16 protein-coding genes and 1 tRNA gene are annotated in these 14,018 nt (G+C 63.1%); 4 read left to right on the top strand and 13 right to left on the bottom strand.

The features are described 5' to 3' along the window. Positions 1-22 precede the first annotated feature (22 nt). Together C437_RS06725 and C437_RS06720 are read right to left on the bottom strand one after the other, a co-directional pair. Entirely contained in the window at positions 23-331 is a 309-nt protein-coding gene (locus tag C437_RS06725) for a DUF7410 domain-containing protein (RefSeq protein WP_004516160.1), read from the bottom strand. Then, the gene (locus tag C437_RS06720; protein ID WP_004516159.1) at positions 328-1,674 is read right to left on the bottom strand and encodes a hypothetical protein; all 1,347 of its coding nucleotides are present in this window, start codon (positions 1,672-1,674) and stop codon (positions 328-330) included. Before C437_RS06720 ends, C437_RS06725 begins: the two co-directional genes overlap by 4 nt. Before the next feature lie 166 nt (positions 1,675-1,840). Between C437_RS06720 and C437_RS06715 the strand changes: the two genes are divergently transcribed. From C437_RS06715 to C437_RS06700, 4 genes are all read left to right on the top strand, one after another. Beyond that, on the top strand, positions 1,841-2,704 hold the full coding sequence (locus tag C437_RS06715) for a cytochrome c oxidase subunit 3 (protein WP_004516158.1): 864 nt from the start codon (positions 1,841-1,843) through the stop codon (positions 2,702-2,704). 42 nt (positions 2,705-2,746) lie between these two features. Further along, positions 2,747-2,989 carry a DUF7385 family protein gene (locus C437_RS06710; RefSeq protein WP_004516157.1) on the top strand — a complete coding sequence of 81 codons (243 nt, stop codon included), beginning with the start codon at positions 2,747-2,749 and terminating at the stop codon, positions 2,987-2,989. 54 nt (positions 2,990-3,043) lie between these two features. Beyond that, a complete protein-coding gene (locus C437_RS06705; protein ID WP_004516156.1) occupies positions 3,044-3,679 on the top strand; it encodes a PGF-CTERM sorting domain-containing protein in 636 nt (211 codons plus the stop codon). Between the two features lie 163 nt (positions 3,680-3,842). Further along, positions 3,843-4,883 (top strand): NAD(P)-dependent alcohol dehydrogenase, encoded by a 1,041-nt coding sequence (locus C437_RS06700; protein ID WP_004516155.1) that lies wholly within the window; start codon positions 3,843-3,845, stop codon positions 4,881-4,883. A 51-nt stretch (positions 4,884-4,934) separates the two neighbouring features. On the opposite strand, the gene C437_RS06695 is transcribed toward C437_RS06700, so the two are convergent. From C437_RS06695 to C437_RS06645, 11 genes are all read right to left on the bottom strand, one after another. Next, on the bottom strand, positions 4,935-5,240 hold the full coding sequence (locus tag C437_RS06695; protein ID WP_004516154.1) for a DUF7562 family protein: 306 nt from the start codon (positions 5,238-5,240) through the stop codon (positions 4,935-4,937). Between the two features lie 373 nt (positions 5,241-5,613). Then, positions 5,614-5,687, bottom strand: a tRNA-Thr gene (locus C437_RS06690). A gap of 78 nt (positions 5,688-5,765) precedes the next feature. Then, complete coding sequence (locus tag C437_RS06685; RefSeq protein ID WP_004516153.1) at positions 5,766-6,179, bottom strand: universal stress protein; 414 nt, start codon at positions 6,177-6,179, stop codon at positions 5,766-5,768. 3 nt (positions 6,180-6,182) lie between these two features. Further along, the gene (locus C437_RS06680; protein WP_004516152.1) at positions 6,183-6,932 is read right to left on the bottom strand and encodes an ABC transporter ATP-binding protein; all 750 of its coding nucleotides are present in this window, start codon (positions 6,930-6,932) and stop codon (positions 6,183-6,185) included. Between the two features lie 2 nt (positions 6,933-6,934). Continuing rightward, positions 6,935-7,720: an ABC transporter ATP-binding protein gene (locus C437_RS06675; protein ID WP_004516151.1), complete on the bottom strand. Its 786-nt coding sequence runs from the start codon at positions 7,718-7,720 to the stop codon at positions 6,935-6,937. Next, positions 7,713-8,777 (bottom strand): branched-chain amino acid ABC transporter permease, encoded by a 1,065-nt coding sequence (locus C437_RS06670; protein WP_004516150.1) that lies wholly within the window; start codon positions 8,775-8,777, stop codon positions 7,713-7,715. Before C437_RS06670 ends, C437_RS06675 begins: the two co-directional genes overlap by 8 nt. Further along, complete coding sequence (locus tag C437_RS06665) at positions 8,774-9,661, bottom strand: branched-chain amino acid ABC transporter permease (protein ID WP_004516149.1); 888 nt, start codon at positions 9,659-9,661, stop codon at positions 8,774-8,776. The genes C437_RS06670 and C437_RS06665 overlap by 4 nt, the downstream gene beginning before the upstream one ends. Before the next feature lie 5 nt (positions 9,662-9,666). Further along, entirely contained in the window at positions 9,667-10,986 is a 1,320-nt protein-coding gene (locus C437_RS06660) for an amino acid ABC transporter substrate-binding protein (protein WP_004516148.1), read from the bottom strand. Positions 10,987-11,130: 144 nt separating this feature from the next. After that, entirely contained in the window at positions 11,131-12,678 is a 1,548-nt protein-coding gene (locus C437_RS06655) for an SLC13 family permease (protein WP_004516147.1), read from the bottom strand. A gap of 61 nt (positions 12,679-12,739) precedes the next feature. Beyond that, entirely contained in the window at positions 12,740-12,991 is a 252-nt protein-coding gene (locus tag C437_RS06650; RefSeq protein WP_004516146.1) for a hypothetical protein, read from the bottom strand. Positions 12,992-13,037: 46 nt separating this feature from the next. Then, positions 13,038-14,018: a class I SAM-dependent methyltransferase gene (locus tag C437_RS06645; protein WP_004516145.1), complete on the bottom strand. Its 981-nt coding sequence runs from the start codon at positions 14,016-14,018 to the stop codon at positions 13,038-13,040.

The raw sequence follows: 14,018 nt of genomic DNA, 5'->3' as shown, positions 1-14,018 counted from the left end.
GTGACGCCGTGACACCCAGGAACTACACGAGTGCGTACACCATCAGGAAGCCAAAGTAGATGAGTACGAGCGCGCCCAGTGCCTGAAGTCGGAACGTCGAAAGCGACTCTTCCTCCTCGTCGTGGGCCGCTCGGAAGGCTTCAATCTCCTCGTCGTCGAGTTCGTTGGGGTGGGCCAGACCGCGGTGGAGCGCGAGCCAAGACTCGCGGGCGAACGGCCGGCCGCAGTACGAACATGTATGGGCCGTGGCGTCGGCCGGGACATCGTAGGCTGTGTCGTCGGTACGTGTCGCTGCCGTATCAGCTACTGGTTGGGTTGCTGTGTCAGTCATAGATGTGGGAGTGCCACCTCCGGCTGTGAGACGACCCAGAGGCTCGTCATCGTGTAGAACACCATGACCGCGATGAAGGGATACTGCGACCGAATCGCTTGCAGTCGCGCGGGAAAGAGGTCGTACGCGGCGGCGTGGGCCACCCAGATAGCGACCAGATGACCGATAATGACCGACGCGAGCGCAAGCGCGCCGAACCACGCCGGCAGATCGACGGTCGGCACGACCGCCGGGTTCGCAAACGGTGACGTGAGTGCGATGGCCAGCGAGGGCGCGAGCACGAGGAAGTATCCGAGGTAGTGCGCAAAGTGGTAGCCGACGGCGATAGCGACGAGCGGCGGCGCGAACCGCTGTGCGAGAACCGCCGGGGCCAGGTACGTGTCCGATATGTCGCGTGCGAACCGGACCGCGAGTCGATACACGCCGAGGAAGAAGGCGAATCCGATGGCGAGCGCGACCGGATACAGGAGATGCGGCGGGACACCGGATTCGACGATTGGCGTCGTCAGGTCGCGCCAGGCCGGCGTCGTGACCAGCCCGTCGTAGGTCGTGACCCATAGCAGGGCGACCACGAAGGCGACCTCGTCAGGACCGTCGACAAGCCGCGGCGTCGAGAGGTCCATGCCGGGGAGCCGGAGTCGGAGTCCGTCCTCGTCGCGGCCGAAAGGCGCAAAGCGACCGTAGTAGCGAAACACCCGCTCCACCGGGTCAGCGTGAGCGAACCAGTCGTCGGGGCCGAATATGAACGCGCCCACGAGCGTCGCCACGCCGTAGCCAGCGACAACCGACGCGAGCAGTCGCGGCTGGTCGGCGAGCGGGCTGACGACCTCGACCCAGACCAGCACGAGCAGGCCACCGACGGCGGGCCACGACCCGACGCGGGCCGGATACCTGCGGTTGAGTGTCGGGAGGATTCCCGCGAGGGTCTTGAACGGATTGAGCGTCGCCCAGCTGTTGCCAACGAGGTACGTCGTCATCGCCAGCCCGGCCCACCAGCCGACCCAGACGAGCAGTATTGCGAGGTTCGTCCGGGCGTTCGTCGGTCCGAGGAAGCCGACGACGAGCACTGCGGCGAGTCCGGCGAGCCCGACGACTTGCCCAGCGAGCCGCAGGATGCCTTCGAAACCGCCCGACAACGGTCGCCCCCAGCCGTGGATGCGCTCGATGAACGCGCGGTCGGTGACGAACGACGCCAGCAGAAACGACGCGCCGACGGCCGCGCCACCGGTACTCAGGAACAGCCACGTCGGTATCGTCAGTGACTCTCGACCGCCGCCAGCGAGACTACCGCCGTGTGCGCTCGCCGTCCCCGTCGCGGCCAGCCAGCCCAGCCCACACACCACCAGCGCGACCGTACGACGCCTCCCAGATGTCATCGTCGATAGTTGGGGCTTCGCCCCCGTGTAGCTTCCGGGATGCCGGCGAGTCACCCGTCGGATCGGGCTCAGAGTGGCACAGTCCGCAGGGAATTGGATGGGCTTTTAGTATTCCGTTCGCAAGGGCCCTAGTATGAGTGTCTCCGATGAACACGCGGACGACGGGCACGGGGAACACCACCTCCCGGCGACGGAGGACTGGCCCCACGGGTTCGGCGAGGCCAGCTGGTGGCCCTTTGTGACGGCGATCGGTGGTTCGGGCATCTACGTCAGCGCGGCTCTGCTCGTACTCTCGATGGGCGAAAACGCACTTGTCAGCCAGACTGTCGGGGCCGGAGCGATGGCGGGGAGCGTCGGCCTCTTCCTCGTCGGCATCTACGGCTGGCTGTACCACGCCTTCGTCTCTGACTTCTGGGAGCGCGGGACTGACTACCACTCGGACAAGACGCTGAAGTTCGCGATGCTCCTGTTCCTCGGGAGCGAAATCGCCACCTTCGGCGCTGGCTTCGTGTACTACTTCATCGTGCGCGGCGGCGAGGTCTGGACACAAGCGGCAGTGCCTGAAGTGTTTGGCTCGCTGGTGATTATCAACACGCTGATTCTGATTGCCAGCTCCGCGACGCTTCACTTCAGTCACGTCGCGCTCCGGAACGGGGACCGCAGCCGGTTCCTGAAGCTGCTGGGCGCGACGTTGCTGCTGGGCATCGTCTTCATCGGCGGACAGGTGTACGAGTACTACGAGTTCATCGTCCACGAGGGCTTTACAATCGGTGGTGGCGTCTACGGGTCCGCGTTCTACGGTCTGACCGGGCTCCACGGGCTCCACGTCACGATGGGCGCTGTGCTCCTCGGTATTGTGTTCATCCGCGGGTACTACGGGCAGTACTCGGCTGAACGGCACACGTCCGTCTCGACGGCGTCGATGTACTGGCACTTCGTCGACATCGTCTGGGTCTTCCTCGTCGTCGTGCTCTACATGGGCGCGAATCTGGTGTAGGTCGCCGACGAACTTTAGACAGCCGCCGCTCGTTTCACACGCATGGACCAGCTTGATGTCAGCGGGAGCTTCGACGTCCACGAGTACCGACACGGGCTCAAGCTGCTGAAAGATGACCGCGGCACAATGACGCTGTCGAACCGAGAGGGGTTCGCCTGTCCGGCCTGTGGCAACGAGTTCGAGACGCTCTTTATCAGTGAAAAACGGACGAACACCTTCGGAAACCCCGGCTCGCCCTTCTGTCTGGTCCGGACTGACGACCAGCTACTGGTTCTGACACATTGAGCCGGACCGGCATCGGTAACAAGGCTTATTCCACCGCATCCGATTCGGTGAGGTATGCATCGGATTGTCCCTGCGATCGGTCTCGCTGTCCTCGTTGTTCTGTCCGGCTGTGTGACGGCGACGGTTGATTCGACTGTGGCCGCTGACGGCACCGTTTCGGAGTACGACCTGACTCTCGAAATGTCCCCGTCGGCGTACGACGGCCTCCAGAGCCAGGCCCAGCAAGAGGGGTACGATTCGGTCGAAGGGTACCTCCTCGCCGACGTGAACACCAGCCGAATGGCGAACTACACGTACGAGCAAGAACTTGAGGGTGAAAACGTCACCCTCTCGATGACGTTCACGGACTGGAACCCCGGCCCGGAAAGCGATGTGTCGGTCAACGCCAGCGGAGGCAACGTCACGTACGAAGACCGGACGTTCGTCACTGCAAACGAGGATACTGACGTGGCCTTCGGCGACGGCGTCGCGGTCGAGTACCGCCTGACGATGCCCGCTGATATCTCGTCATCGAATGCCGACATCGTTCAAAACGAAACCGCAGTCTGGGAGTACGCGGCTGACGAACCGGTCCAGGAACCGATCCGCGCGACCAGCCCCGCGCCGTCGTCAGCCTTCGGTCCCGGCATGGGGATTCCCGTTGCCGTCGTGGCACTGCTTGGAGCCGCGCTGCTGGCCAGTCGGGACTGAGTAGCTGCGAACGTCACTGTACGGACCGGCCTTTGTGTCTAGAGCGCCTACCGACAGCGTCCGAGTGGTCGATACGCTTCCAGACGGTGGAACGGGCGATGCCGCCAATATATATGATGTCTTATAATGTGGGTTTATTGTTGTTTCGTCCGGACACAGGACGATGCGCGCAGCCAGACTCCACGAATACACGCACGACATGTCAAGCGGGCTCTCGATAGACGACGTAGACGCGCCACAGGTCGCATCCGGAGATGATGTCATCGTCGACGTCGAAGGGGCCGGCTGGTGCCAGACTGACAATCACATCATCGAGGGAATGTGGGAGCAGTACGTCCCCCAGGACCTCCCGATGACGCTGGGACACGAGAACGCCGGCACAGTCGTCGAGACGGGCGACGATGTCGACATCGTCTCGGAAGGCGACCAAGTCATCTGCCATCCGGTCCAGACCTGTGGGACCTGCCGACCGTGCCGGCAAGGGGAGACGATGTACTGCGAGAACGACGCGTTCAACGGTCTGACGACCGACGGCGGCTTCGCAGACCAGCTGCTGACCAGCGACCGGTCGGTCATCCCACTCCCAGATGGCGTCGACCCGGCCGACATCGCACCCCACGCCGACGCCGGCATCACGGCCTATCACGCGGCGAAGAAGGCCGTCGACGGACTCAATCCGGGCGACACCGCAGTCGTCATCGGCATCGGCGGCCTCGGTCACATCGGCCTCCAGTGTCTCGATGCCATGTGCGCCGCGGACCTCGTCGCCGTCGACATCAAGCAGTCCGCCCGCGACCTCGCCGCCGACCTCGGCGCACACTACACTATCAACCCCGAAAGCGAGGATGTCGCCAGCGAGGTCGAAACCATCAGTGATGGCGTCGGTGCCGCACAGGTGCTCGATTTCGTCGGGGCCGACGAGACGACGGCGCTCGCGCCCGACATCTGTGCCGCCGGCGGCGACCACCACATCATCGGTTATGGCGGCCACATCCACGAACCCGCCCAGGCACTCGTTAACGGCGAATTCGCCTACCAGGGTAACATCGTCGGTCAGTACACCGAACTCCAGGAACTGGTCGCGCTCGTCGACCGCGGCGCGGTCGACCTACACACCACCCAGTACGACCTCGGCGAGGTGAACACCGTTGCACAAATGCTGGAAGACCGGGAGATCGACGGCCGGGCAGTTATCACACCCTGAGCCGCCTGTAGTGTGGCGTCGTGTCGCTGGACCGGCCAGCAATCCAGCGGCTCACCGACCGTCGGCGCGAGTCTGTTCCGTTTCGGCAGCTATGTGCTGATAGCGTCTGAGAAACGCGCCTCGGCTCACGGTCCCGGCACCGGCGGCTTCGAGCTGGTCTTCTAATCCAGTCCGGTCGAAGTGACAGTTCTCCCGGTAACAGGGCTTACACAGGTACTCGAAGGACTTGTCGTCGCGGTTCCAGCGATTGCCGTACTTGTCGTACTCTCTGGCGTCCGACCGGGCAACTGTGTCACCGCATGCGATACAACAGACGTCTTCGTCGGTGTCACGATGCCAGGCGTTTCTGAAGTCCATCAGAACCACACTCCAGCTGACTGCCTGCAACCGTGTCCGTCGTGTCGCTCTCGCGGGCACACCGCAGTACCCGCCGGTAGTCCGTACTGTGTGACCATCGTTTACAGCTACAAGTTCCGTCCAACAGTCCGTTGCCGTGTCGCATCACTGCTGAGGGTCGTTTTTATACGGGGCTGCGGCACACTGTCAGAGCAGCGACGCGGTCCCTGTCGCTCTTATCAGACCGTCGCCGGTAGGAAACACAGTTGCTCGTCAGAAAACCGTTCGAAAGAGGAGACCGGTGGAGGGAGTACTGAACCACGGTCGGAGCAACGCCCCTCCCTGACTCAAATCCCTCGTCAGCTTTCGCTCGTCGCGTTCGTTCCTCGCAGAAAGCCGGTGGAGGGATTTGAACCCTCGACCTAATCCTTACGAAGGATTCGCTCTGCCAGTCTGAGCTACACCGGCGCGTCGCTCGCGTACATCAGTTGTTGGACGCATAACCGCAATAAGGATTGCGAATCGGGGCCACCGAGAGGGACGTTCTCACTCCGCTCGGGACCCGACGACCGTGACCGGGTCGTCCGCCTCAAGCAAGACCTGCTGGGAGACGCTCCCGAACACAGCCTTGCCGGTCGGCGACCGCTTTCTGGACCCCATGACGATCTGGTCGACATCGAACTCTTCGGCCAGATCGATGATGCCGTCAGCCGGCGGCTGCTGGCCCTCTGCCAGTTGGACATCGACATCGTGGTCCTTGAGGTAGTCGCGCACGAGCCTGACGGTCGAGATCCGCTCGACGTTGCGTATCTCCTCGGGTGCTTCCGCCTCTTCCTTGGTCAGTGCGTGTGTGATTACAGCCTCGATCTCAGTCGCGGCAGACGGTAGCTCCGCGACGAAGGCGGCCTGGCCGCGAGCGCGGTCTTCGTCGGCATCGACGGGGACAAGTATCGTGTACATGTTTTACCCTCCTAGATACAAGCGTCCGACTTCCTCGTCGTTAAGCAGTTCGGTCCCCGTGCCGGTGAACTTGATTTCGCCGCTTGCGAGCACGAAACCGCGGTCGGCGACAGAGAGTCCCTTTTCGGCGTTCTGTTCGACGAGCAGGATGGTGGTTCCGAGGTCGTTGAGTTGCTCGATGCGCTCGAACACGTCGTCGATAAACCGCGGTTCGAGCCCGATAGACGGCTCGTCGAGCATCATCACGTCCGGCTCGACCATCAGCGCGCGGGCCAGTTCCAGCAGGCGACGCTGGCCGCCCGAGAGGGTCCCGGCCGACTGGATCCGGAGGTCGGCGAGCACCGGGAACTCCTCGTACAGTTCCTCGGCGCGGGCGGCAGCGCGGTCGTCGTCGTTGAACACGTACCCACCCATCAGCATGTTCTCGTGGACACTCATCCCGGGGAAGACGCTAGCGTCCTGCAACACGTAGCTCATCCCGTTAGCGAGGTTCTGCTGGGGCGACCGACCGGTTATCTCCTCGCCGCGGAACGACACCGTCCCGGACTGGACGTCCGCAAATCCGTAGATGCTTTTCATCAGCGTAGACTTCCCGGAGCCGTTCGGGCCGATGAGACAGGCGACCTGTCCGTCCTCAACGGCGATGCTCACGTCGTGCAGGACGGTAGTATTGCCATAGCCGGCCGTGACGTTCTCCATCTGGAGGATCGGATCGGCGGTGGAGTCGGCGCTCGCGTCTGGTGTGGATGCCATACTCACTCCCTCCCCAGATAGGCGTCGAGGACGCGCTGGTCGTTCTGTATCTCCTCGGGCGTCCCGTTGGCGATGCGCTCTCCGTGGGCCAGGACGTAGATCCGGTCGGCGATGTCCATGACGAAGTCCATATTGTGTTCGATGAGGAAGATGGTCGACTCCTGTTCCTCGTTTGCGTTGCGGATGTACTCAATGAGGTTCCCGAGCATCGAGGGGTTGATGCCGCCGGCCGGTTCGTCCATCAGCAGGATTTCAGGTTCCGACATCAGTTCCATCGCGAACTCGAGCAGCTTCTGCTGGCCGAAACTCATCCGCCCGGCGCGGGTCTCTGCCAGCCCACCGAGGTCGACGTAGTCCAGCAGTTCGTCCGTTCGAGCCAGCAGCGAACTGTCGGGGCGACGCATGAGACTGGACACGTCAGCCCCGCCCTCCTGAGCCGCCAACAGCAAGTTTTTCCGGACGGTCATGTCCCCGAAGATGCGAGTCTCCTGGAACATCCGGCCGAGACCGGCCCGCGCAATCTTGTGTTCGGGCCAGTCGGTCACGTCCTCGCCCTGAAGATAGACCCGGCCTTCGTCGGGCGTCAGCGTCCCAGTGATGCAGTTGAACAGTGTGGACTTGCCGGCTCCGTTTGGCCCGATGAGCCCGACGATTTCGCCCCGGTGTATCTCGATGTCCACGTCGTCGACGGCAGTCAGCCCGCCGAAACGCTTCGTGACACCGTCGGTCCGCAGCACCGCACGGTCGCCGCTTGCGTCGGTCGCCGGGCTGCTCGTCGCTTTACTCATCAGCGCTCACCTCCGCGCCGTCGTCAGTGTCTGTGGCGGCCATGCCGCCGTGTTTGTAGTAGTCCATCTGGCTGGCGTATTCGCTGAGCGTGCCGACGACACCGTTGGGGAAGCCGATGACGGTGACGATGACGGCCCCGCCGAGCAAGACGAGCTGCCAGCCGACGGCGTACGTCTCCACGAGTTCGATGATTGTGTGAAGGCCGAACGCGCCGAGGACGGGGCCGGCGACGGTACCGGACCCGCCCAGCAGCGCCATCGCGATGAGTTCCACGTTCCACGCGCCGTTGTAGGCCGTCTGGGGGTCGATGAACGTGTTAAACAGGCTGTACGCGGCGCCGGCAAAGCCCGTGAACAGGCCGGCCAACATCCACGCCGCCGTCTTGTAGTAGGTGGTGTTGAACCCCATGGCCGTGGCCTTCTCCTCGTCGTCGCGGATGGCGTTGAGGACGAAGCCAAAGCGCGTCCCCGAAATGTAGTACACCAGTCCGATCTCGACGACGAGCAATCCGAGAAACAGGTAGTAGAACGTCTCGGCAGTCGGTGTCTCCAGTAGTATCTTTCCGCTTGACCCGCCGGTAATGTCGAGAATCCGTGACACCTGCTGGGCAACCAGCAGGACACCTAACGTTGCGATGGCGAAGTAGTGCCCGCGGAGGCGGAGCACGATGATGCCGATGAGCCCCGCGAAGCTGACGGCCAGCAAGCCGGCCAGCAGGAACGCGGTCGGGAACGCGAGTGCAAAGTCCTTCGTCAGGATGGCTGTCGCGTACGCACCAATGCCGAAGAAGGCCATGTTCCCGAAACTCGGATAGCCGGTCTGTCCACCGACGATATCCCAGGATAGCGCCAGGATGGCGAACAGATACATCTCGGTGAGGACAGTCATGTAGTAGCCGCCCTCGAGGCCGAGAACGGGGAACGAGGCCCCGACCAGCGCACCGACCAACAGCAGCGCCCAGCCGTAGTGGTCACACACATTGATGAACCAGTCGACCTGCTTCGGCGGCAGTATCGACCGGAGTGCGCCGTCTGACTCCTCTTCTGTCGTGCTCATTGTTCAGCCCCCTCGCCGAACAGGCCCTTCGGTTTGACGACGAGCAACACGATGAGCAGCGAAAAACTCACCGCGAGCGTCCACTGTGAGGAGATGAATCCCGAAACCAGTTCCTCGACGGACCCAAGCAGGAGACCGCCGATGAGCGCTCCGGGAATGCTCCCGACGCCGCCGAACACCACGATAATGAAACTCTTGAGCGTGTAGATGAGCCCCATCTGTGGCTGGATGTTCAGGATGACGGCGATGAACGCGCCAATCCCGCCGGCGATGGCCGATGAGACGCCGAATGTGACTGCGCGGGTGTGCTCGACGTCGATGCCGACCAACGCCGCAGCCTCCGGGTTCTGTGAGACAGCCCGGATAGCGCGACCCGTCCGGGTCTTCTGGAGAAAGACGTACATGGCGACAGTGAGGGCGAGCGCGCCGGCAAAGGCGATGAGTTTCATCTTCGGCACGACAATGCCGCCGAGTGCCATCGATTGTTCGGCGAATCGGACCTGGATAGACCGGGGGTTGGCCGTCCACGCCCGGATTGCCAGTTGCTGGATAGCGATGCTCGCGCCGAACGTCACCAGCAGGGTCAGAAACACGTCCGTCCCGATGACGCGCGAGACGAGGGTCCGCTGCAGCAAGTACCCGACGACGAACAGCAGCCCGATTGCCACCGGTATCGACGCCAGGAACAGAAGCACCGAACTCTCCGCAGTGCCAGTCCCGAGTTTCAGTACCCAGTAGGACGTGTATCCGCCGAGCATGACCATCTCGCCGTGGGCAAGGTTGATGATGTCGACCACGCCCCAGATGAGCGCGAAGCCGACAGCAACGGCTGCAAACAGCGCGCCGACGAGCAGCCCGTTGACGACGAACTGGGTTGCTGCCATCGGTCTCAGCGCTCACTCCAGTCCGGCATCGGGTAGATGGGCTCGGACTGTCGCACGTTCTCCGGATAGACGGTCTGGAGCCCCGGGTCCGGTTGCCACTGTCGGACGAGCATATTCTTGTCGATGACGCCGGAGTCGTCGAACTCGACCGTTCCGTACACCGTCGAGAATGACGCCTGCCGGATGTGGTCTCGCACTGCCGTCGGACCGAGTTCGTCAACGCTCTCGAAGGCGTCCTTGAACGTGATGATAACGGCCTCCCCGGCCGCACTGTGGTAGTCCGGCGCGCTGTCGTAGTTGTCGTTGATGGCCGAGACGAAGTCCTGTGTGCCGCCGAACACCGGGTCCTCGAAGTCAGCGTTGATGTCCCAGGACGTCGGGCCGTAGATGTAATCACCGTTGGCGCCGACCTCGTCTTTGAACGACTCGTTGAGGCTGCCAACGGTTCCCATCGCCATATCGGGGTTGACGTTCTGGCTCTCCATCTGGTTGGCCAGGATGATGTTGTGCTTCTGGTGCGCACAGAGAAGCACAACGTCGGCATCCTCGTCCCGAACTTTCCCGAGGCTCGTCGAGAGGTCCGACGTGTCCGACGGGAAGGTCTCATCGACGACAAGGTCGAGGCCCGCATCTTCGATTTTCGAGCGGGCCCCCTCCGCCGTCGACTGGCTGAAGGTATCGTCTTCCGCGAGGATGGCAACCGATTCAGGCGGCGAGTCCTGTGCCAGTGCCATGTCGAAGCCGCTGAGTGCGTACTTGTTCGCCGTCGGCAGGAGGCCGAAAATCCACTCGTTGCCCTGCGCGAAGATCTCCGGGCTCGCACCGCCGCCCTCGACCATCGGTTTCTGGTTCTGTGCGGCCACGGCGCTCGCGGGCAGGGTCACCGTACTGGAGTACGGTCCGAGCAGATAGTCGATGCCTTCGCGGTCGATGAGTTCCTGATAGATGGACTTAGACTGGGAGGCGTCGGTGCCGTCGTCCCGGAGAACCATCTCCAGCTCGTAGGTATTGCCGTCGCCGGCCTCGATGCCGCCGGACTCGTTGATACGCTGGATCGTCAGTTCGTAGGCGTCCTTGTACAACTGCCCGAGGTCTGCGTTGTCCCCGGTGAGACTCATCGAGCCGCCGAGCTTGATGATGTTCATCCCGCTCCCGCTTTCACCGGTGGAGCCGCCGTCGCTGCCGCCACTACCATCACTTCCATCGCCCCCGTCACTACTGCCGTCGCCACCGTCACCCGAACAGCCAGCGAGGCCGGTCAGTCCGAGGACACCTGTGCTTCCTGCCACTTTCAGAAACGCGCGTCGGTCGTGTTTTCCAGTCATAGGTCGGTTTGCGCCCGTGTATCAATGATACACGGCCTGTATGGTCGGTTGTGACATACTCTATTAAATGTTAAGGATAGTACGACGATATTGTGTCCCATCCTACAGGAACTTCTCAAGAAACGACCTACGCTGAAAAGCAGGCTACCAGAGCACGCGGGGCCAGAGGACCACGAAGGAGACGAGGACGAGTCCCGTCAAGACGAGCGTCATCAGGACGTTCAACACGACACCGGCCCGAATCATGTCCCGTTGTTCTAGATGGCCACTGCCGAAGACGATGGCATTCGGCGGCGTCGCGACGGGAAGCGCGAACGCGAAGCTCGCTGCGATGGCTCCAGTAACCGTCAGCGTGATAGCTGCCTGTACCGGTTCGACACCGAGTGTACCGGCGAGGACGCTCCCGAGGCCGATGAGGACTGGGGCGAGTATCGTCGTCGTCGCCGTGTTTGAGGACAGTTCGGTCACCAGCACGGTAAAAACGATGACGGCGAGCACAACGAGGGCGAGCGGCGCGCCGATTAGCGTGTCGAAGACAGTGCGTGCGAGCCACGTCGTCGCCTCGGTTTCGGCAAGCGCGTCCGCCAGCGAGATGCCGCCGCCAAACAGGATGATGGTGCCCCAGTCGATGTCGACCAAGTTCTCCCAGTCGTCAGCCCCCGAGAGGACGAGTGCCGGGATGGCGAGCAGTCCGATCACCACGAAGTACAGGACGCCGCGATGCCCAGTCAGACCGAACACCGTCTCGCCCGCACCGCCGAACAGCGTCACGAACACGGGGTCGGGAAGAATGCCTTCGAACAGGAACCCGAGCCCGCCAAGAATCCATAGGCCCGCCGTAGCCGCAAAGATGTACGCAGCGCGCCGACCGCTCGCTGACAGCGGTCCCTCCTCATCGAGGTACGCTTTCGCCTGTGCCTTCGCCCCGCTCACGTCCTCGACCTCCGGGGGATACAGCCAGAACGTCAGAACATACCACGTCAGCGGCAGGGTCAACACGACGATGGGAAGCCCGATGACCAGCCACTGCGCGAACGATATCTCGACGCCAAGGAGCCTGTCGAGAAACGCCACGGCAACGACGTTCGGCGGCGTGCCGATGAGCGTTCCGACCCCGCCGACGCTTGCCGCGTAGGCCGTGCCGAGTAAGGTCGCGACTCGCATGTTCGATGCCTCGCCATCGGGGACATCTCGACCGACGACCTCGGCAAGCACACCCAGTGCGACAGGCGTCATCATCGCTGTCGTCGCCGTGTTCGACACCCACATCGAGAGAAACGCCGTCGCGACCATAATCGCCAGAATGAGCAGCCGCGGCGAGCGCCCCATCCAGCTTATCAGGTACAGAGCGATGCGGCGGTCGATGTTGTGGGTCTGGAGCGCCTTCGCGAGCATGAATCCCGCCACAAACAGGTAGATGAGCGGGTCGGCAAAGCCCGAAAGCGCGGCCTCCATCTCGGTGTAGATACCGAACACCGTCAGCAACACCGGTATCAACAGCGCCGTTACCGGGAGCGGCAAGGCGTCCGTCACCCAGAGAAGCGCCGCAAAGGCCATCGTCGCCAGCGCGTACTGGGCGGCGATGTCGAGCCCGGGCGGCGTCGGGGCGGCGGCTATCGCGGCCGTCGAGGCGAGCGCGACGACAATCGCCGCTGCCGTTCGCCGCGGTCGCGTCCGGCCCGACCAGGTCATGGCCGGCCCCGCTGGTCAGCCGCCGCGTCTCGGCGTCCATGGAATGTCCATTGGGTCATGATTAGAAGTTCGAAACCAGCGCGCGCACCTGTTCGGTGGTCAGTTCCGACCGGTACAGTTCGAACAACACTTCGAGCCGCTGCTCCGAGAGACTCCGGTTGTTGTTCTCCAGCATCGAGATGTGAGCCTGCATGATGTCGTCGATTTCCACCTCGACCTCTCGCTGGCCGAACCCCGCCGCGACACGGAGGAGCCGCCACGCTGTCGGCGAGATGTCGTGGATGTCGATGTCGTCACCCTCGCTCACCTCCATCTGCTACTATTCCCCACCATCAGACGAATGAACATAACTGTTCGTTTCAGCGCGTCAATCGAACGTCGAGAACGACGTTGTGTTCCTTCGGGGCATACGACCGGACAGTGTGGCGTGTTTCGACCGTCACGTCGTAGGCTCCCTCCGCGGCCGCCCGGATCGCCCGCTCGCCGGGACCGAACAGGTCATCTTCGTGTTGGATGTCGTAGAAGTGAACAACGCAGTCGTCGCCCGCCAGTCTGACAGCTGTATCGAGGAAGTCGTCGGCGCTGTGGGGTAGGTTCATCACGACCCGGTCGGCCCAGTCCTCATACTCGCTGGCGACCTCGCGTACGTCACCACAGATGCCGGTCACACGGTCGGCGACGCCGTTCTGTTCCGCATTCACGCGCAGATACTCGATTGCCGTCTCGTTGATGTCTGTTCCGACGCAGGTCGCGCCCCGCTTGGCGAACGGAATCACGAACGGGCCGACGCCCGCGAACATGTCGAAGGCCTGCTCGCCCTCGCTGACCTGTTCGGCGACGCGGTGGCGCTCCGTCGCTAACCGCGGCGAGAAGTACACCTCGGCGAGGTCGAGGTCGAACGTACAGCCGTACTCCCGGTGGGTGACTGCTGTCCCTTCGCCAGCGAGGACCTCCCAGTCCCGGACCCGCTGTTCGCCTTTGATCTTCGACGCGCGGTTCAACACCGCTCGCACGGGCAGGTCCGAGTCCATAATCGCGTCGGCAATCGCCCGTGCCCGCTCGTCGTCGTCTTCGTCGACAATCGCCACATCGCCGATTCGCTCGTAGCTCGGCTCGAAGTCGAGACCGTCCGCTGGCATCGTCTGACTCTCGCGGACTGGCGGGTCGGACTCCACAACGGTGAGGTCCGACGGCACCGCCGTGGGGTCGGTGACAGGAACGTGTAGCTGCCCGTCGATGACCGTGATGTCGTAGCCGTCGTCGACGAGGTTTGCCTCGGCGAGGCGCTGGCGCGTCTCTTCGCCGGCCTCGCGGGGAACGCGAACGCAGGGAACGCCCAT

The organism is Haloarcula vallismortis ATCC 29715, assembly GCF_000337775.1.
In the GTDB taxonomy this organism is placed as follows: Archaea; Halobacteriota; Halobacteria; order Halobacteriales; family Haloarculaceae; genus Haloarcula; species Haloarcula vallismortis.
Note: the sequence above shows the minus strand (reverse complement) of the source record. Positions and strands in the feature narration are given on the sequence as shown.